We start from the raw sequence: 17,778 nt of genomic DNA, 5'->3' as shown, positions 1-17,778 counted from the left end.
AATCTGCCTCTCTCGTGCGACGAATGGGTTGGGGTTATGTCGTTCGGCGGGCGATCAGCTCGTTGATGCGTTCGAAGCCGGTTCCTGTCGTCGCGCTGCGCAGGTCACCCGCGACGAGAGCCTTGATGGCCTGGTCGAGTGCCTGCATCGCGTGGGTGTAGAGCGCCGGACCCACGCTGATGCGCTTGACGCCGGCCTTCTGCAGTTCGGCGACGGTCAGCACCTTGTCCGCCGGCGAGATGAGGACGTTCACCGGTGTCGGCGCCACGGCGGCGACGATCGCGACGAGTGCGTCGAGGTCGGGCGGGAAAGGGGCGTAGAGCACATCCGCGCCGGCCTCCGCGAAGGCCGTCAGACGCCGGATGGTGTCGTCGAGGTCGGGCCGCCCCTGGAGGAAGTTGTCGGTGCGGCCGGTGACGACGATGCGCCCCTTGGCCGCCTTCACGGCGCTGCGGATGCGGTCGACCGCCTCGTCGAAGTCGCGGATCGGCTGATCGGGACGGCCCGAGGTGTCCTCGATCCCGATACCGGCCAGGCCGGACTCGACGGCGGCCTCCACGGTCGCGGCGACGTCCTCAGGCGTGTCGCCGTAGCCGTCCTCGAAGTCCCCGTTGACAGGCAGCCCGGTGAGACGGCCGAGCAGCCGCGCATGCTCAAGGTGCTCATCACGCGTGACTTCGTGACGTCCGTCGGGCCGGCCGAGTGTGGTGGCGAGTGCCGCCGACGACGTCGCGATCGCCTCGAAGCCGGCATCGGCCAGCATCAGAGCCGAGAGGCCGTCCCACGCGTTCGGCATGACGAGGCCGCCGTCGCGGGTGTGCAGCGCCATGAATTTTTCATAGAGCTCGGAGCCCGGCATATCGAACCTTTCCCTGGTGATCGTTTTTGGGTGGTGAGGGGATTCCCGACACAGGGGACGCCTTCCCCCAACGTACCGCAGATCGGCCACTGTATAGGACTAAATGGTCCTCGAATTTCAGACCTTGTGTCCGACATCTGTGCAGGTAAATTCCCGCTCTGCAGCGAGGGGGGCCCATAAATGGATGGACTAAAACGTCCTTCAGCGGTCAGGTGCTCCGTGAGCCGTGTCGTGACCGGAGAGCTACGCCAAGTCGTGCTCGATTGCGGTGAGCTCGTCGTCGTGGCGGCCTGCCACGGGCTCGTGCTTGACGAAGGCGCCGGCACCGGGATGGACCGTGTCGATGAGGTCGGCGTACTCGGGGTTGCGGTCGATGAACTCACCCACCACCGGGCACATGACGGTGATCTTCTTCCCGCTCGCGCGGACTTCGTCCAGCACGCGGGAGATGAGCTCGGAGGCCACCCGGTTCTTGCGGTAGGCGGGGTCGACCCAGGTCGTCAGAAGTACGACGCGGCCGCCTACGAACCGGTACGAGAGTTCGGCGATCCCATCGTCACCGAGAGCGGCGATCCAGCGACCGTGCTCCGCGTCGTGGACGACATCGAGCACCCACCTGGACTCCGCCTCGCCGGGAATTACCTCGTCCAAGGCGGCGATGAGCGCGGCATTGTTCTCTTGACGGGCGGACGCCTCCGCCCCGAAATCGAACGTCATTGTCGTACTTTCTGTCGAGGGACCGGATCAGTGGGTTCGGTCAAACGGGCGTGGCCGGGAGCCGGCGCGGTTCGTCGTGATTACTCGTGTCGGTGTGCGGATCGCGAGCGGCGAGGACGCTGAAGAGGGTTGCGACAAGAGCGAACACGGCGTATCCGAGGGTGATCCGCGGCAGCGAGAGGGCGTTCGAGAGCTGGCCGGAGACAAGGCTGGGGAAGGCGGCGCCGCTGTAGCAGAGCAGGTAGACGGCGCTGAAGATCGGCGCCCGGTCGGCGAGGGTGCTGCCGTGGAGCAGACCGCGGGTGGCGGAGCTGATGGCGATCCCTTGACCGGTGCCGGCGATGACGGTCGCGGCGACGAACAGTGCCAGCGTGCCGATGGCGATCGCGGTGATGATGCCGATCCATCCGGCCAGGAAGACGACCATGCCGATTCGCTGGGCCGCGGCCGAGGTGAAGCGACCCCCGATGGGAGCACCGAGAACGCTGGGGGCCATGTAGAGGGCGAAGACCAGTCCGAGCGTGAGGGCGCTGCGGGTGTGGAATCGGTCCGCGACCAGCGCCGGCATGAAGGCCTGGTAGAAAGCCCCGGTCGCCCACGTCGCGAGGAACACTGCCGCGGCCACCGGGAGCAGGTTCCTGACCCGCGCCGGTACGCGGACCCGGGGCAGCAGGGACTGCCAGGCACCCGGCGTCGGCTTCGCGGTTTCCGGGCTGATGACGACGAGCACGGCGGACAGCGCGAGGAAACCGGCGCACGCCAGGTAGATGAGGTGGCGTGGCCAGGGGCCGAACTGGACCAGGGCACCGGAGGCGATGGCACCGAGGGTGAGGCCGAGCATGGGTCCCTGGCTGGAGGCGACGGATGCCAGCCATTCCGGTCTGCTGGGTGCGGTGTCGACGATGTAGGAGGTGAGGCTGCTGCCGGCCACCCCCGTACCGACACCCATCAGGAGCCGGCCCGACAGCAGGGTCCCGATGTCGTGCACGTTCAGCAGGAGCAGGCAGCCCAGCAGGAGCAGGCTGAGACTGACGATCGCGGTGGGCCGTCGGCCCAGGTGATGGGAGAGTCGTCCCAGCACGAGCAGTCCGGCGATGGTGCCGACGGCATTGCTGACGATGGCCAGCGAGATGCCGGCGTTGGTGAACCCGTCCTCGGCCCGGTAGGTGTTGAACAAGGGGATCGGTGCGGCCGACGCGGCGAACGAGGCCACCAGGGCGACCACCGCGGCGGAGAAGGCCAACTGGAGCGTTCTGCCCCGGCGGGTCAGGTTGATCACTGGTGCCAGGTCCTGCATCGAGCAGTGCCTTTCCATGAGTCGGTACGTCAGGTCCCGATGCGGGGCTGTGGTCTGTCTGCATGTGGCCGGCACCTGTGCGGCCGACCGTGCCGGCGGCCGTACCGGCGCCGATTCGGCCGGGTCAGGTGCCAGGGGCGATCGCGCAGGCCGAGACGCAGACCCAATTGCCGTCACGCTTCTGGTAGGTGTCCGTGTAGAGGGCTTCCTGATGCGCGCCGTCGGCGAGCAGGGTGTAGGTGGCACGGGCGTGGATCAGGGCGACGTCACTGAGGATGCGGATTTTGACGTTGTGCACAGCGAGATCCTTGAAGGGTCGCGGCTCGGCGATGTATTCGAGGAACTCGGCACGGTTGCGTGTGACGCCTGGAGTCTGAACGACGAAGTCCTCGGCGAGGAACTCGCTGAAGCGCTGCACGTCGTTGAACTGGTCGGAGTGGACATAGTCGTTGTTGAGCTGGTCGAGGATCGCCAGGTCTTCGGTGGTCTGCTTGGTGTGGTTCATGTGTCTGTTCCTTCTCTGCGTGGTGTGGCGTTCACTGCAGGTCGGATCGACGCGGCGAATGTGGCCGTAAGGGGGGAGGCCCGCAATGGGGGATGCCTCACGTTCGCTGTGGAATGCGGCCGTCGCGCTATGGAGGGCTCCGGACAAAAGCCACTGCTTGCGACGAACTCTCTTCAGCGTCTCAAAGACAAAACGGGACTGTCAAGTCCTCTTGTATTTGGTATTGCTGATCAATGTCCCGGAAACGTGCAGGTCAATGGCTTAATGCCTCAGATTGACGCCATGGCGTATGGACTGCGTAACTCTTTGTGGCGGCGTGCCAGTGGTCGCCGTATCAGACCTGCAAATGCAGCGGTTTGCCGGTCAGCGCGAGAGTTGCCTCACCGAGCGCCTCGCCCTGCGTCGGGTACGCGTGGATGAGGCCGGCGACGTCCTGAGGACGCGCTTCCCAGTTGTAGATGAGCTGCGCTTCGCCGATCTGCTCACTGATCCGGTCGCCGATCATGTGCACCCCGACGACTGCCCCGTCCTTCCTCCGGACGACCTTGACGTGGCCTTCCGTTCTCAGCGTTCGGCTGCGGGCGTTGGTCGCGAGATCGTAGACGACGGAGTCGATGTTCTCGGCCCCGTGCACCTGCTCGGCCTTGGCTTCCGTCAGGCCGACCGACGCGATCTCGGGGCGGGAGAACGTGACGCGCGGGACGCCGTCGTAGTCGATCGGTACGGCACGCTGCCCGGCCACGCGGTCGGCGACGAGGATGCCCTCGGCGAAGCCGACGTGTGCGAGCTGCGGCGTGGGGACCAGGTCTCCGATGGCCGAGATGGTGGGGACGCTGGTGCGCATGTACTCGTCCACCAGCACGTGTCCCCTGTGCATGGCGACGCCCGCCTCCTCGAATCCCAGGCCCTGGGAGACCGGGCCTCGTCCGACGGCCACGAGCAGGAGGTCCGCTTCCAGCGTCCTGCCGTCGGCCAGCCGGACGCGGATACCGTCCTCCGTGTACTCGCTCCCGGCGAAGGGGACACCGAGGTGAAGGGTGATGCCGCGCTTGAGGAACTCGGCCTCCAGGCGGCCGGAGACGGTCTCGTCCTCCGCCGGGACAAGGTGCGGCAGGGCTTCGACAACCGCGACCCGGGCTCCGAACGACGACCACGCGGACGCGAACTCGACGCCGATGACGCCGCCGCCGAGCACGATCACGGACGCGGGGACATAGTCGAGGGCGAGAGCGTGGTCCGACGAGATCACGCGCCGTCCGTCGATCTCGAGTCCGGGCAGGGTCCTCGGAACGGACCCGGTGGCGAGCACGACGTGGCGGCCCGTGAGCCGTCGGCCGCCGACATCGACGGAGGTCGCCGACGACAGCCGGCCCTCCCCCTCCACGTAGGTGATGCCGCGTGCGTCGACGAGGCCGGTGAGCCCCTTGCAGAGGCTCGAGACCACGCCGTCCTTGTAGGCGTGCAGGGCCTCCATGTCGATGCCTCGAAAGGACGAGTGCACTCCCACGTCACGGCCATGGCGCGCCTGATCGGCCAGTTCCGCCGCGTGCAGCATGGCTTTGGTGGGGATGCAGCCGTTGTGGAGGCATGTGCCGCCGAGCTTGTGGCGTTCGACCAGGGCGACGCTGAGCCCGAGTTGGGCCCCGCGCAATGCGGCCGCGTACCCGGCGCTGCCGGCCCCGAAAACGACCATGTCGTAGGGCTCTTCGTTGTCGCTCATGTCCTTGTTCCTTTGGGGTCTGCCGCGCGGTTTTCCGTTCGGCGCGTGTGCTGTCCGTAGGGGTCGTGAGATGCGGCGCGCACGGGCCTCGTGCGCCGCGTATCAGTCCACGGTGTAGGTCTTCACGTGTGCCAGGGCCATGTCCATGGCGACGCGCATCGGTTCGACGTCACGTGCCACCTGGGCCAGCACGTAACTTCCTTGCAGCGCGGCCATCACGGACACAGCGAGCTTCGCGGGATCGACGTGCTTCTTGAGCGAGCCGTTCTCCTGCATCCGGCGCAGGCCGGCCGCGATCAACTCCTGCCATTCGCCGAACTTCTCGGCGAGCAGGTTCCGGGCCGCGGGATCGTGAGGCGCGCGGGATGCGACGAGTGCACCCAGAGCGCACCCGTAGGCCCCGTCCCGCAGCGAGTTGAGGCGGATGATCGACTCGTTCCAGTGTTCCAGGGCGCCAAAGGAACTCATCCGCTCCAGGTGCTGCTGGTCGCGTTCGAGGATCTGCTGGGCACGCAACTCGATGACACTGTGCACAAGCTCGTCCTTGTCCGCGAAAAAGCGGTTGAACTGGGACTCGGTCAGCCCGCTCGCTGCCCGCACGTCCTCCAAGGTCACCGAGTTGACACCCTTGACGTAAAAGAGGTCTGCGGCGGCCTGGACCAGGCGAGCACGCGCCATGGCTTCGCCGGCGATCGCCATTCTCTGCCCTTCTGAACGATTCGCCTCAGTTGCGGGCGTCGTCGACGGCCTGCGGGCCGAGGTCGAGGTCCTCGCGGAACCGGGGGTACCTCTCGATGAAGCGGTCGATGACGGGGCACCGGTTGGTGACCGCCGCCTGTTCCTGCACCAGATCGAACAGCGCTTCGCGGATCAACGCGGTCCCCAGACCGCGGCCGCGGAAACCGTCCTGGACGTAGGTGTGCGTCAGGCTGTACTGGGTGCCCTTGCGCTCGTAGGCGAGCAGGCCCGCGTAGTTGCCGTCCTCTTGAACCTCGTAGAACCTGTTGTCCTCGTCCTTGAGGACCCTGATCGAGCCGCTCGTGTCAGTCCACAGCACCTTGGTCATGGCCGTTCCTGTATCTGTGCCGGCCCCGCCTGGATGACGGGGCACCCCTGTCGATCACCGGGCGGAGCGGATCGCTCGGCCGGGAACGTGGATGAGCCCTCAGCGGACGCGGATGATGGTCTTTCCCTTGACCCGCTCGGCCGGATTGAAGGCCGCGACGGCGTCATCGAGCGTCGCGACATTGCCGATGGCCGTGCGGAGCCGTCCGTCCCGCACCCGCTGGACCACCTCGCGCAGTTGGGCGCGATCGGACTCGACGACGAAGTCGACGGCCAGACCGTCCGCGGGTCGCGCCTCCGGCGGGCCGGCGATGGTCACCAGGGTTCCTCCGGCGCGAATCAGGCCCGTGGACCGCTTCCCGATGTCGCCGCCGATCACGTCGAACACCAGGTCAACTCCGCCGGCGTCCTCCAGCGTGTCGTTGTCCAGGTCGACGAACTCCGCCGCGCCGAAGTCGAGCGCCGTCCGGCGATCGGCGGCACGTCCGGTGCCGATGACGTAGGCACCCGCCTCGCGTGCGAGCTGCGTCACCATCGATCCGACCCCGCCGGCGGCGCCGTGCACGAGGACGCTCTGCCCCGGCTGAAGCCGACCGTGCTGGAACAGCCCCTGCCACGCCGTCAGGCCCGAGATCGGAAGGCTCGCGCCGACCGTGAAGTCGACATCGCCGGGCAGCGGCGCGAGGTTGCGTGCTTCGACGGCCGCGTACTCCGCCAGCGTGCCGTCGCGCGTCCAGTCCGTGAGGCCGAAGACGCGCTGTCCCACGGACAGGCCTGTCGTGCCGTAGCCGAGGGCGCTGACCACTCCGGCGAGCTCATGGCCGGGGATCGACGGCGTGCGGTCGCGGCCGAGGCGGTCCGTCCAGTTCGAGGGCCACGTCAGCTCCCCCGGAGTGAATCCGGACGCGTGAACCTCAACAAGCACATCGTTCCCCGCAGCCTCAGGCGTGGGGCGCTCCGCCAACCTCATTCCGGCCGTCCCCGCGGCCTGATCGGTCACCACTATCGCCTTCATCGGGTACCTCCCTGGAACCGTCGCCGTCCGCGCGCCGCGCACGGTCGGCTGCAAGTCCTCCGAAGTGAACTAAAAGGTCCACAACTATGATCCGACCTGCACTCTAACAGGTCGCTTTAGTCGACGACTGGTCGAGATGGTCCTGTTTCCAGATGGGCTGCGATCCGTCTCGGGACCCCGCGGCGGGCGGGCGACCGGTCACCGGGGCCGGTACCCTCCTGGGAACCCTGCAGGGGTCGACTTGCCGCAGATGGGGCGCGAGCGCGCCACACGCACCAGTCTCCGGGCTCAGGCCTTGATGGGCACCTTGAGGCTCCTGCGCTCCGCCCCTGGCGCCGCCGAAGGGACGGTGTCGTCCAGCGTCCGCACCGCGCCCGCAAGGACCGGCCGTCGCGCAGCGAAGTCGCGTCCAGGCTTGAGGGTTCCCCGCTGCGCGTCCAGCGATGTGCGGAGGTGGTCCGCGCGGCAGGCATGTCACGCGCACCCGCGAGGAGTCGCACCTCGTGCGGCTCGCCCCAGTCCGGAGGGCGGACGGGCACTCGGCACCGCTCTCGGGCTCTTCCGTGGACCGGTGATCGCCCGTAGTAATATCGGGCACATGTCCGTCGACGATGCTCCCAGGCAGGAGCGGCGCCTGACCTCACGCGGGGCTGTCACCCGCGACCGAATTGTTCAGGCCGCTGCCGAGCTTTTCCATGTCAGGGGCGTCAACGCGGTCTCACTCGACGACGTACGAGCGACGAGCGGGACGAGTAAATCCCAGCTCTACCGCCACTTCGCGGACAAGGACGAGCTGGTCCACAGTGTCATCGAGTTGCGGACCGGTCAGGTCCTGAACCGTGATCGGCAAATGCTGGAGCGGATGAATTCCCTCCGCGCGCTCGAACGGTGGAGCGACAAGCTCATCCAGCTCAACTCCTTGCAGAACGGTGCCTACGGGTGCGCACTGGGCTCGCTCGTCAGCGCGCGGGCGGCGCAGGACCCCACGTCGAGGAACAAGCTCGCCGACACGTTCGCGGAGTGGCAGCAACTCATCTCGGCAGGCTTGAAGCGCATGCAGGCCAACGGCTCGCTGCGTGAGGAGGCGGACCCGGAACAGCTCGCCACCGCCGTCATGGCTGCCCTGCAGGGCGGCTATCTGCTGGCCCAGACCGCCCAGGACGTCGAGCCGATGCGCGTCTCCATGCAGATGGCGCTGGCCCACGTACGCTCCTACGTCGTGGACTGAGCCGGATTCTCAGCTCGAAGTCGAGACCCAGGTGCCCGAATGCTTGGCGTCGACCAGGCCGATGTACTCGGGATTCCTGCGCATGAACCGCTCGACCACCGGGCAGTAGTTCGAAATGGTGTTTCCGTGGACGCACAGAAAGTCCAGGATGCCCTTGATGAGGACATTGGAGAGACCGCGCCCCCGGTATGCGTCGTAGATGACCGTGTGCATCAGTACGCGTCGGGTGCCGATTGCCCGGTACCCCATGTGGCCGGCCGTTTCACCGGCTACGGATATCTCGTAGCGATGCTCTTTCTCATTGTTGCTCACTGTCACAGCCGATTCCGTGTCTGAATACAGCACGTCGGACATCCCGGTCCTCCAGTTCTTCGTGCGCGGCGCGTCGCAGCCTAGATTAAGAGGACTAAAAGGTCCAGTCCGGGTCGAGGGTGCACCGTTCCGGAGCCTCACGGGGAAGGCGCGACCTGCTCCGCGGCGGATAGGATTGTCAGGTCTATCGGGGTCATAGCGCTCGATGACGGTCAGGGAGCGGCAGATGGACGCCTCGGACGAACTCCTGCAGCGGGACACACCGTCGGCTCTTCTGACCCTGGACGGTGTTGTCCGCCGTCTCAACGCCGCCATGGCCACGGCGCTGGGCAGGCCCGCGGACCAGTGCGTGGGCCGCGGCTTCAGTGATCTGCTGTCCGAGGACCAGCGCAGGTCGGCGAGGAGCCTGCTGGCGCACGGCGCCACGACGAAGCGGCTCGCCATGCGGGTGCTGGAATTCCCCGGGTCGGGCGAGGCGTCCGTGGTCTGCCTGGTCGAGGCGCGGCCGGTGACGGACCCCGCGGGTGGCGAGCGGCTTGTGTGGGTGCATTCCTTGGACGCCCGCCATGACCTGGGCGCCCTGCTGATCCCGTTCGACCTGGCGGCCAAGGCCGCCGGCCTCGGCCTCTGCATGTGTTCACCCGATGAGCACCGGATCGAGTGGCTGGGGGGCGAGCCCGCCCTGGCCACGCTCTTCCCGCAGGCGTCGATGTCCCTGCCCATGGTGATGCGGCGCGTGCACCCCGAGGACCGGAAGGACGTGCAGCGGCTTGTGCGCTCGTCCGTGGCCCAGTCCCCGTGGTTCAGGGCGCGGTTCCACACCGAGCACGACGGATGGCGCACGCTGGCCGGCCAGTCCCGCCGCGTCAGGCTGGGGTACGGCGGTCCCGAACGGGTCTTCGGGGTGATCCGCGACGAGTCCGCGACGGACACGCCCCGCGAGGCCATGCTGGCCGCGGTGAGTGCGGAGCGGCAGCGCGCCGACGAGATCGCCGCGTTCTCCTCAGCCCTGTTCACCGCCGCCGACGAGCAGGATCTCCAGCAGGTCGTCCTGACCCGGCTCGCCGCGGCGTTCGGCGGTTTCGGCGCCCTCTTCGCGCTCGTCGACGGCGGACGTCTGCGGGTCTCCTCGGACGCCGGGATTCCCACCTGGCAGGCCGACGCCCTGCTCGGTCTGTCGCTGGGGGAGGACCGGCCGCTGCCTTGTGCCATCCGTACCGGTGAGCCGCAGTTCATCGCCAACCAGGAGGAATTCGCTCGGTGCTGGCCGAGCGACGCCGCTGGGTCGCAGGCACCGCCCGGCCCCGATGTCGCGATGTCGATCACTCCTCTCGGCCCGCCGGGCGACCGGCCCCTGGGCGCCTGGGCGGTGACGCACGACTGCGAGGACCCCCCGTCCCCGGAGAAGCTCGCCTTCATGACCACGCTGGCCGACCTGGCGGGCCAGGCCCTGAGGCGCATTCGTCTGCAGCAGGCCCACGTCGATCTGTCCACGGCGGTCCAGCAGAGCTTGCTCCCCATGCTGCCCGAGCACCTCCCGGGCCTCGAGGTCGCCGTCCGCTACCAGCCCAGCCGCGACGGGCTGGACATCGGCGGCGACTGGTACGACGCGTTCTTCCTGCCCGACGGTGCGGTGGCGCTGGAGATCGGCGACGCCCAGGGGCACGACGTGGACGCCGCGGTCTTCATGGGTCAGGTGCGCTCGTCCATGCGCGCGATCGCCGCCCACGAGCCCGAGCCGGCAACGGTGCTGACACGCACCAACGAGTTGCTCACCGCGATGGACGCACCACGCTTCGCCAGTTGCACCATGCTGCATGTCGATCCGCGCGACGGTCGGGTCATCGGCACCAGCGCCGGCCACGTCCCCCTGCTCCACGCCCGCGACGACGGCAGCCACCGCATCCGCACCCTACCCGGTGGGCCCGTCCTGGGCGTCCTGCCCGACATCGACTACCGGGAGGAGACCTTCACCCTGGAACAGGGCACCGCGCTGGTCATGGTCACCGACGGCCTGGTCGAGGGGCCGGGCCTGACGCTGGAGGCCGGACTGGAGCGAGCGGGAACGCTCGCCGGCCAGGCCCTCCACGACGGGCTCGACGTCCAGGCGACAGCGGATCTCCTCCTCGACGCCGTCGTCGCCGTGGACCACCTCGACGACGTCGCCGTCCTCGTCATCCGCCGCACCTGAGGGCTGTCCTGTGCGGCAGCGTGGATCTACCCAGCCGGGGAGACGGGCGGGGCCCTTGTTATCGTGCGCCAATGTCAACGATCAAGCAGTTCCAAGTGACCTTCGACTGCGCGGAACCTGCGCGCCTCGCTGCCTTTTGGTGCGAGGTGCTGGGGTACGTCGTGCCGACAGTCCCGGAGGGCTTTGCCACGTGGGAGGAGTACCACCACTCGCTGCCTCCTGAGGATGAGATCTATTTGGGGTGCACTGATCCCTCAGGTGTGGGCCCGCGGGTGCTCTTCCAGCGAGTTCCCGAGGGCAAGGTCGTCAAGAACCGGGTGCATCTTGATGTGCGGGTCGGCGCCGGGCTCGTGGGGGATGAGCGACTGGCCGCACTCGAGGCCGAATGCGCACGGCTGATGGCGCTCGGCGCGAAGCACGTGCTGACGCAGCGCGCCGACGGCGTCAACGAGTCGTGCATCACGATGCAGGACATCGAGGGAAACGAGTTCTGCCTCGCGTGAATCGCCTCCGGGACGCGAGGAGGCAGCCAGGAACTCGTGAGGTCGGCGTGTCATGATCCCCGAGGTCGCGGGACGGCATCGTCAGGCAGGCCGTCCAGGATCATCGCGACCGTCGCTGCCGTACCGTCCACCTCCTGGACCCGGCCGTCTGCGAAGGTCACCTCGAACCGGCCGTTGCCGAGCGAGCCTTCAGGGGTTCTACAGCCTGACGCCCGAGGCTGCAGATGAACTGGCGGAGGTCGTCAGCGGTTCTGCCCCTTGGTATTGGCCGGTGGGTGAGGCATCAGTACTCATTTCACCGCTATCGGCGGCAGTTGTAGAAGGTCGAACACGAGTGCACTCCGCCGCCTCCCGAAGCGGTGAGCATTCACTGTACGTTCTCGGGCTCTGGCTCAACTTCCGTGACGCGTGCATGCTGAGTGACAGCTGTGGTTTCCTGGGTGCTTTGGGGGGTTGCCCGAACACGAACTGTGGCCAGGGTTGTTGGGCCAACAGTTCGGGCACGTGGAAGGGGTCGTGCGCCGGCTGAAGAAGCTGCTGGCACCGCCCGGAATCGTTGGTCATACATGTTCGAGGAGGTAGTACCGATGCCGCTCCGCCGTCCACGCCCTGCAATGCGGGACCTGTTGTATCTGTCCGAGTCGAAGATGGAGGTCTTGGTGCCTCAGCTCCCGGGGCGGGTCCGTGAGCGACTCGGTCTCGAAGCGGGTCTCAATGCGGGTGTGTTGTCGCTGAAGGCATCATTGTCCAGTGATAGCCGGACGTCACTCGTCGGAGCGTTGAACGCGGTGGTGAAGATGATCGAGCGGAAGCACGGTCATCGGCAAAGAACCGACCAAGGATTAGCGGTCGGCAGCTGGATTGAGTTCGAGGAGGAATTCAGGTTCGGTAGCGCATGGCCTGGCAGTGGTGATGGCCGTGACCGTCCAGTGGTCGACGGGCTTGTCTATTTCGCCGCCGCTCAATACCCGCAGCACCCACCGTTTGCGCTGGTCGGATCGTTGGCCCATCTTCTGGACCGTCGGCGACCGACGAGCGATGGGGACTCGGACAGCCAACAAGTCGGTCACCTTTACATCGAAGCTATCCGTGCCTACGCCCAGGCTGTGCAGGAACTTCCCGACCGCGCGGCGATCGGAGACCTCTCAACGCTCGGCTCCACTGACCATGCCCTATCTGCCGTAACACTTTTGTGCGAGGTCGACGCGCCGCATCTCGAAGGGTGGAAACCACCAGTACGACTCGCCGGAGTTGCACGGATCCTCGCAGTCAACGACTTCGGCAGCATTCTGGCGACCCCTCTCTATGTCGAGTACGCATCGCGCTGACCGCTGGAACCTGTAGGCAGCGAGGTGCACGCCCCCCGACTCAGCCTTCTGATTTCAGCAACGGTCGCCCAGCAAGCACAGGTTGTTTCAGAACCTGGGTGGTGGTTCCGGTTCAGTTTCTGGATGCTGTTTCTCTCCGTCACACCAGGAGGACTCGTTTGTGGAGGAGTTGGAACCCTGCACGGCCGAACATCTGGCGCTTGAGCATCTTGATCCGGTTGACATGGCCTTCGACGACACCTGAGTTCCAGGGCAGGGTGAGGACGGCGATGACGGCGTCCCGGTCTCGGTCGATGCCGGCGGCGAGGGTGTGGAGGCTGGACAGGTCGTCCTGCCGGACAGCATCGAGCCAGTCCGGGCGACGCTCACCCTGCCGCTCGGTGAGCATGACCGCGAAGAAGCGGACGTGGCGGGTGAGAGCGTCGAGTTCGGGGCAGTGCGTCCGGACGGCCTTGAGCTGGAGCTGCTCGGACTCGGCGAGGGTGTCCGGGTGTCCGGGTGTCGGAGGATCCATCCGGCGACGGCACGGGGTGAGGGTGGCCGGGCGGTCACCGGTCGTGGTGAGGTCCGCTTCTCGCGCAGGTAAGCGCGAACGCGCTGGTAGCTGCCTTTGTAGCCGAGCGGCACGATCTCCTCCCACAGCTTCCACGCATTGGTGGAGCCCTCGTTCCAGAGGTCGTCCAAGTACGGCTTGTAGTCGTCGAGGACCGAGGACCGGTTTTGCCACTGGCCGGTGAACAGGTCCTCCGGCTTCGCAGCATCGGCGAACCGCCTGACGGTGTGCCAGGCCATGCCGAGCTGTCGCTGGACCGAGCGCAGGCTGTGGCCTGCCTCCAACAAGGCGTGGACGGCTACGTGCCGGGCGCGGGTCCGGTCGGCGAAGCGGTGGCCTGTCGGCCATGGCGACGCGGACGGGTCCGGGGCCGCGGCGGTCTCGGGTTCGGGCTGAGTAGGTGCGGGTGTCAGGACACGCAGGCAGCGGCGGTGCTGGGCGACACTCCGCTCGGCGGCCTCGCTCAGGTTGTGCCAGAGATGCCACCTGTCGGCGACCTGCACCGCCTGCGGCGCTCCGGCAGCGGTGCCTTCGGCGAAGAACGGCGCGCGGTCCCGGCAGACGACCTCGACACCGGGTCGCTGGGCGAGCCAGGCGGCCGGACTCGATGCCTCTCGGCCCGGGAGCAGATCGATCGGCCGGCGGGTTTCGACGTCCACCAGCACGGTGCCGTAGTGGCGTCCCTTGCGGGTGGCGTACTCATGGACGCCGACCACCCGCGGCGCAGGCACCTCCGGCTCGGGCAGTGCGTCGACCAGGCGCAGGACCGTGCTCCGGCTGACGGACATGCCGAGGACGGCGGCCAGCCGGGCGCCGGCCCGTCCGGCCAGGGCAAGACCGACAGCGGTCAGAGCGGAGCGCAGCCGCTCGGTGCGCTGGCCGTACCTGCGGGTGAGGCCGGGTACCTGTTCCACGAAGGTCCGCCGAGCGCACACGGTGTCGCGGCAGCGGAACCGCCGAACCCGTAACCGGAGCACGACCCTTCGTCCTGCGCTCGGTGCGTCAGCGGGAAACCGCAGGTAGGAGCTGTGCACCCGGTCGACCAGGCTCCGCACCCTGGGCAGGCGGCACCGACCGTAGTGCACTGCACGTCAACGCGCACTATGTCGATATCCACGTCTACCGACAGCACCTCGATGTCCGCGACCGCCGGGAACAACAGCTCCTTCAGCCGGAGCACGACCTCTTCCACGGCCGGGACTTTCAGCCCAACCACCCTCGTGGCGGCCGATTTTCGGGCGACTTCCGAAGCCGTCCCAGAGACGCCCGGACGTCACTCAGAGTGGTCGCTGCACGGAAGCTGAGCCAGAACCCGTTCTCATGAACAAACCCAACTGTGGGTTGTCTTGTGACCGCGCAGGAGTTTCAGGCGAGGCCCTTGATGAAGTCCGAGAGCGCGGTGAGCAGGATCTCGGGCTGTTCCAGGTGCAGGTCGTGGCCGGTGCCGGGGATGCTCATGGCCATGGTGGCGGGTCGCTGCCGGAACATCTCGTCGGCTTCTTGCACGGGGATGAAGCTGGATTGGGCCAGGACGGCCAGGGTGGGGCACGCGACTTGCCCCCACTCGTGCCGGAAGGAACGCCGGGCGTTCTCCGCGAGCGAGCGGACCATCACGTCCCGGTCGAAGCGAGGCCACCATCCGCCCTCGCGTTCTTCCAGCCCGGCGGCCCAGCCTGCGCCGACCGGTCCGCCGCCGAGGAACGCGGCTGCCGCTTCGCGTGAGGGGAACGGTGTCGGCCATGAGTCGAGCCATCCACCGATGTCCGCAGGGCCGTCCGGGTTCGGGCCGCCGGAGCCGGCCTCGACGAGCACGAGTGCGCGGACGAGCCCGGGATGAGCGGCGGCGGTGAGCATGGCCGTGTGCCCGCCCAGCGACTGGCCGACCAGGACAGGCTGATGCAGCACCAGCTGATCGACGACGGCGATGACGTCGGCGACGTAGGCGGCGCGGGAGACGTCCCGGGGGTGGCGCTCGCTGGCGCCGTGCCCGCGCTGGTCCACCGCGACGACTCGATACCGGGAGCTCAAATTCTCGGCCAGCACGTCCCATTCACCCGCGTGGCCGGCCAGGCCGTGCAGCAGCACGATGGGCTGTCCCGGCCCGCCCCAGTCCCGGCAGGCAAGCCGGACGCCGTCTCGAACCACCAGGTGTTCAGACCATGCCACGTCGGCCCCCAGGTAATCGGCTGGCCTCGATCATGCCGCAGCCGCCTCCGACCGCTCGACGAGTCGGCTGCAGTCGCCGGACGACTGACCCTCCCCGCACGGCGAAGGGCTGTACGCGAGGTCCGGGTGTGTCCTACGGGGTGAACCGCCACTTCTGGTGTGGAGTGGCGCCCTTGGCCGTGAGGACCGGACGTGGCGACGAGTGGTGGGTCAGGTATGCGAGGCCGAGGACCAGTTCGCGATCGTTCCAGGGCGAGATGTACCCGTCGCTGCTGACCCAACCGCACGGGCCGGGAGTTCGGCCTGTTGCCTCCATCTGCAGCGGACGCTGGTCCCTTGAGGTCGCGGTACTCCCGATGCAGTAGCCCCTCCGCGACGGCAGCCTTGAAGAAGGCTGCGTCCGGGAATAACTCACCCCACCGGCTTTGTGTCACCGCGCTCCAAACTCCGGTGTCGACGCGTGGGTCAGGCGAGCGCGCTTCCCCCTCGCCGCATGGTTGTTGAGTGCTGCGCTTGCCCGGAGGGCGGGCATGCGCGAGGCGGCGGCCCGGTGCTCGGGGCATCGGACCGCCGCCTTGGGTCGCGGGGATCAGGCCGGGAAGGCCAGGGAGAGGGCGAAGCGCGACTCGGGGTCGGTCCACCAGTGCTGGAGGGCGAGACCCGCGGCGGCGAGTTCGGCGCGTACGCCTTCCTCGCGGAACTTGGCGGAGACCTCGGTGCGCATCTCCTCGCCGCGCGCGAAGTCGACCGTCAGGTCGAGCGCCGGGACCTTGACGGTGACGTTCCCGCGGGCCCGCAACCGCATCTCGATCCACTCGTTCTCGCGGTCCCAGAGCGCCACGTGCTCGAAGTCGGCCACGTCGAAGTCGGCGCCGAGCTCCCGGTCGACGACCGACAGCACGTTCTTGTTGAACGCCGCCGTGACGCCCTGGGCGTCGTCGTAGGCGGCCACGAGGGTCGCCTCGTCCTTGACCAGGTCCGTGCCGAGCAGCAGCGCGTCGCCGCGCGAGAGCAGGGCACGGACGGAGCCGAGGAAGCGGCCGCGCTCGTCGGGCAGGAGGTTGCCGATGGTGCCGCCGAGGAACGCCACCAGGCGCGGCCCGGGGGACTCCGGCAACGCGAGGCCGTGCTGGAAGTCGGCGACCAGGGCGTGCACGCTCAGGCCGGGATGGTCGGCGAGCAGGGCCTCCCCGGCGCCGCGGAGCGCCGACTCGCTGACGTCGACGGGCACGTAGGTCAGGGGTGTGCCCAGGGCGCCGATGAGCAGGCGGGTCTTCTCCGACGAGCCGGAACCCAGCTCGACCAGGGTGCGGGCCCCGGTCGCCCGGGCGATCTCGGCCGCTCTGGCGGTCAGGATCTCCCGTTCGGCACGGGTCGGGTAGTACTCCGGCAGCTGGGTGATCTGCTCGAACAGCTCGCTGCCGTGGGCGTCGTAGAACCACTTGGGCGGGAGCTGCTTGGGGCTGCGGTTCAGTCCGTAGGCCACGTCGGAGCGCAGGGCTGCGGCCGTGGCGTCCGCGGGCAGGGTGCGGGTGAGAGTGAAGGGGCTCACAGGTGCGGCTCCTTGAGCGGGATCAGCAGGACCTCGGTGGGATCGCCGTACAGCAGATGGCGGTCGGGGACCTCGGTCCAGCGGGGACTGTCGTCGTACGGTTCTGAGGCCACGACGACGCTGCGGCCGGGTTCCGCCAGATACCAGAGGGTGTCGCCCCAGGCGGTGGCGGCGATGGAACGGCCGTCGCTGAGAAGGAAATTCAGCCGGGATTCGGGGGTCAGGGCGGCGAGCCGGCCGACGGTTCCGGCCAGGGCCTCGTCGGGGGGCGCGCCGGCCTTCAACTGGTGCAGGGTGAGGGCCCAGGCCAGCGCCGAGTCGCAGCGCGCCTCCAGGGTCAGCAACTCCTCGGCCGGCAGCGACCGGGCGGCCTCGGCCACCGACTGCGGCCAGCCGCGCAGGGCGCCGTTGTGGCTGAACAGCCAGGGGCCCGCCGTGTACGGGGCGGCGGCGGACTCGTCGGCGGCCGACCCCTCCGTGATGTCGCGGACCGCGCCGAGCAGCGCGCCGGAGCGCGTCACCCGGCACACGTCGGCGAAGGACGGGTCGTCCCAGATCGGCCCGGACCGCCGGTAGCGCGCCGGGACCGGGTCGTCCGGCGCGTACCAGCCGAGGCCGAAGCCGTCGGCGTTGACGGTGCCGTACTTCTGCCGGCGCGGCGCCCACGACTGCCGGTACAGCGAGTGCGGGGGGTCGATCACGATGTCCCGCAGCGCCACCGGCGGCCCGATGTAGGCGAGATGGCGGCACATCAGCGGGCCGCCCCT

17 protein-coding genes and 1 pseudogene are annotated in these 17,778 nt (G+C 68.2%); 4 read left to right on the top strand and 14 right to left on the bottom strand.

From position 1 onward, the window contains the following. Positions 1–34: 34 nt before the first annotated feature. The 8 genes from ACIP9H_RS22690 to ACIP9H_RS22655 all read right to left on the bottom strand — a co-directional run bounded on the left by ACIP9H_RS22690 (position 35) and on the right by ACIP9H_RS22655 (position 7,178). The gene (locus ACIP9H_RS22690) at positions 35–949 is read right to left on the bottom strand and encodes an isocitrate lyase/phosphoenolpyruvate mutase family protein (RefSeq protein ID WP_401590440.1); all 915 of its coding nucleotides are present in this window, start codon (positions 947–949) and stop codon (positions 35–37) included. A 153-nt stretch (positions 950–1,102) separates the two neighbouring features. Further along, positions 1,103–1,576 (bottom strand): GNAT family N-acetyltransferase, encoded by a 474-nt coding sequence (locus ACIP9H_RS22685; protein WP_401590437.1) that lies wholly within the window; start codon positions 1,574–1,576, stop codon positions 1,103–1,105. A 40-nt stretch (positions 1,577–1,616) separates the two neighbouring features. Further along, positions 1,617–2,891 carry an MFS transporter gene (locus tag ACIP9H_RS22680; protein WP_401590435.1) on the bottom strand — a complete coding sequence of 425 codons (1,275 nt, stop codon included), beginning with the start codon at positions 2,889–2,891 and terminating at the stop codon, positions 1,617–1,619. Positions 2,892–2,997: 106 nt separating this feature from the next. Continuing rightward, entirely contained in the window at positions 2,998–3,378 is a 381-nt protein-coding gene (locus tag ACIP9H_RS22675) for a nuclear transport factor 2 family protein (RefSeq protein WP_401960392.1), read from the bottom strand. Between the two features lie 334 nt (positions 3,379–3,712). Further along, the gene (lpdA, locus tag ACIP9H_RS22670; RefSeq protein WP_401590430.1) at positions 3,713–5,098 is read right to left on the bottom strand and encodes a dihydrolipoyl dehydrogenase; all 1,386 of its coding nucleotides are present in this window, start codon (positions 5,096–5,098) and stop codon (positions 3,713–3,715) included. 102 nt (positions 5,099–5,200) lie between these two features. Continuing rightward, positions 5,201–5,797, bottom strand: coding sequence for a TetR/AcrR family transcriptional regulator (locus ACIP9H_RS22665; protein ID WP_401960389.1), 597 nt, complete (start codon positions 5,795–5,797; stop codon positions 5,201–5,203). A gap of 25 nt (positions 5,798–5,822) precedes the next feature. Further along, a complete protein-coding gene (locus tag ACIP9H_RS22660) occupies positions 5,823–6,164 on the bottom strand; it encodes a GNAT family N-acetyltransferase (RefSeq protein ID WP_401590425.1) in 342 nt (113 codons plus the stop codon). A gap of 99 nt (positions 6,165–6,263) precedes the next feature. After that, complete coding sequence (locus ACIP9H_RS22655; protein ID WP_401590422.1) at positions 6,264–7,178, bottom strand: NADP-dependent oxidoreductase; 915 nt, start codon at positions 7,176–7,178, stop codon at positions 6,264–6,266. A gap of 598 nt (positions 7,179–7,776) precedes the next feature. Here ACIP9H_RS22655 and ACIP9H_RS22650 point away from each other — a divergent pair. Beyond that, on the top strand, positions 7,777–8,406 hold the full coding sequence (locus ACIP9H_RS22650) for a TetR/AcrR family transcriptional regulator (RefSeq protein WP_319660767.1): 630 nt from the start codon (positions 7,777–7,779) through the stop codon (positions 8,404–8,406). A 9-nt stretch (positions 8,407–8,415) separates the two neighbouring features. On the opposite strand, the gene ACIP9H_RS22645 is transcribed toward ACIP9H_RS22650, so the two are convergent. Then, positions 8,416–8,760 (bottom strand): GNAT family N-acetyltransferase, encoded by a 345-nt coding sequence (locus ACIP9H_RS22645; RefSeq protein WP_401590418.1) that lies wholly within the window; start codon positions 8,758–8,760, stop codon positions 8,416–8,418. Between the two features lie 184 nt (positions 8,761–8,944). Between ACIP9H_RS22645 and ACIP9H_RS22640 the strand changes: the two genes are divergently transcribed. The 3 genes from ACIP9H_RS22640 to ACIP9H_RS22630 all read left to right on the top strand — a co-directional run bounded on the left by ACIP9H_RS22640 (position 8,945) and on the right by ACIP9H_RS22630 (position 12,740). Then, positions 8,945–10,909 carry a SpoIIE family protein phosphatase gene (locus tag ACIP9H_RS22640; RefSeq protein WP_401590415.1) on the top strand — a complete coding sequence of 655 codons (1,965 nt, stop codon included), beginning with the start codon at positions 8,945–8,947 and terminating at the stop codon, positions 10,907–10,909. 71 nt (positions 10,910–10,980) lie between these two features. Next, positions 10,981–11,412: a VOC family protein gene (locus ACIP9H_RS22635; protein WP_401590412.1), complete on the top strand. Its 432-nt coding sequence runs from the start codon at positions 10,981–10,983 to the stop codon at positions 11,410–11,412. 566 nt (positions 11,413–11,978) lie between these two features. Further along, the gene (locus ACIP9H_RS22630; protein WP_401590411.1) at positions 11,979–12,740 is read left to right on the top strand and encodes an SAVMC3_10250 family protein; all 762 of its coding nucleotides are present in this window, start codon (positions 11,979–11,981) and stop codon (positions 12,738–12,740) included. Positions 12,741–12,879: 139 nt separating this feature from the next. Here the strand turns inward: ACIP9H_RS22630 and ACIP9H_RS22625 are convergent, their stop codons facing one another. From ACIP9H_RS22625 to egtC, 5 genes and pseudogenes are all read right to left on the bottom strand, one after another. Next, positions 12,880–13,254 carry a transposase gene (locus ACIP9H_RS22625; RefSeq protein ID WP_401590408.1) on the bottom strand — a complete coding sequence of 125 codons (375 nt, stop codon included), beginning with the start codon at positions 13,252–13,254 and terminating at the stop codon, positions 12,880–12,882. A gap of 518 nt (positions 13,255–13,772) precedes the next feature. Continuing rightward, positions 13,773–14,327 (bottom strand): annotated as a pseudogene (locus tag ACIP9H_RS22620) (ISL3 family transposase); the annotation flags it as partial. 331 nt (positions 14,328–14,658) lie between these two features. Next, on the bottom strand, positions 14,659–15,459 hold the full coding sequence (locus ACIP9H_RS22615) for an alpha/beta fold hydrolase (RefSeq protein WP_401590405.1): 801 nt from the start codon (positions 15,457–15,459) through the stop codon (positions 14,659–14,661). 589 nt (positions 15,460–16,048) lie between these two features. Then, positions 16,049–17,011, bottom strand: a complete 963-nt coding sequence (gene egtD / locus ACIP9H_RS22610) for an L-histidine N(alpha)-methyltransferase (RefSeq protein WP_401590402.1) — start codon at positions 17,009–17,011, stop codon at positions 16,049–16,051. Further along, positions 17,008–17,763: an ergothioneine biosynthesis protein EgtC gene (gene egtC, locus ACIP9H_RS22605; protein ID WP_401590400.1), complete on the bottom strand. Its 756-nt coding sequence runs from the start codon at positions 17,761–17,763 to the stop codon at positions 17,008–17,010. The genes egtD and egtC overlap by 4 nt, the downstream gene beginning before the upstream one ends. Positions 17,764–17,778: the final 15 nt, after the last annotated feature.

The organism is Streptomyces sp. NPDC088732 (genome assembly GCF_044751205.1).
GTDB lineage: Bacteria > Actinomycetota > Actinomycetes > Streptomycetales > Streptomycetaceae > Actinacidiphila.
The sequence above is the reverse complement of the archived record's forward strand: the minus strand, read 5'-3'. Positions and strand labels throughout refer to the sequence as shown.

What these genes read in the sequence shown, in the direction of transcription:
- ACIP9H_RS22685 (WP_401590437.1), bottom strand. Translation starts at nt 1,576, where the DNA reads ATGACGTTCGATTTCGGGGCGGAGGCGTCCGCCCGTCAAGAGAACAAT.
- ACIP9H_RS22680 (WP_401590435.1), bottom strand. Translation starts at nt 2,891, where the DNA reads ATGGAAAGGCACTGCTCGATGCAGGACCTGGCACCAGTGATCAACCTG.
- ACIP9H_RS22675 (WP_401960392.1), bottom strand. Translation starts at nt 3,378, where the DNA reads ATGAACCACACCAAGCAGACCACCGAAGACCTGGCGATCCTCGACCAG.
- lpdA (WP_401590430.1), bottom strand. Translation starts at nt 5,098, where the DNA reads ATGAGCGACAACGAAGAGCCCTACGACATGGTCGTTTTCGGGGCCGGC.
- ACIP9H_RS22665 (WP_401960389.1), bottom strand. Translation starts at nt 5,797, where the DNA reads ATGGCGATCGCCGGCGAAGCCATGGCGCGTGCTCGCCTGGTCCAGGCC.
- ACIP9H_RS22660 (WP_401590425.1), bottom strand. Translation starts at nt 6,164, where the DNA reads ATGACCAAGGTGCTGTGGACTGACACGAGCGGCTCGATCAGGGTCCTC.
- ACIP9H_RS22655 (WP_401590422.1), bottom strand. Translation starts at nt 7,178, where the DNA reads ATGAAGGCGATAGTGGTGACCGATCAGGCCGCGGGGACGGCCGGAATG.
- ACIP9H_RS22650 (WP_319660767.1), top strand. Translation starts at nt 7,777, where the DNA reads ATGTCCGTCGACGATGCTCCCAGGCAGGAGCGGCGCCTGACCTCACGC.
- ACIP9H_RS22645 (WP_401590418.1), bottom strand. Translation starts at nt 8,760, where the DNA reads ATGTCCGACGTGCTGTATTCAGACACGGAATCGGCTGTGACAGTGAGC.
- ACIP9H_RS22640 (WP_401590415.1), top strand. Translation starts at nt 8,945, where the DNA reads ATGGACGCCTCGGACGAACTCCTGCAGCGGGACACACCGTCGGCTCTT.
- ACIP9H_RS22635 (WP_401590412.1), top strand. Translation starts at nt 10,981, where the DNA reads ATGTCAACGATCAAGCAGTTCCAAGTGACCTTCGACTGCGCGGAACCT.
- ACIP9H_RS22630 (WP_401590411.1), top strand. Translation starts at nt 11,979, where the DNA reads ATGTTCGAGGAGGTAGTACCGATGCCGCTCCGCCGTCCACGCCCTGCA.
- ACIP9H_RS22625 (WP_401590408.1), bottom strand. Translation starts at nt 13,254, where the DNA reads ATGGATCCTCCGACACCCGGACACCCGGACACCCTCGCCGAGTCCGAG.
- egtC (WP_401590400.1), bottom strand. Translation starts at nt 17,763, where the DNA reads ATGTGCCGCCATCTCGCCTACATCGGGCCGCCGGTGGCGCTGCGGGAC.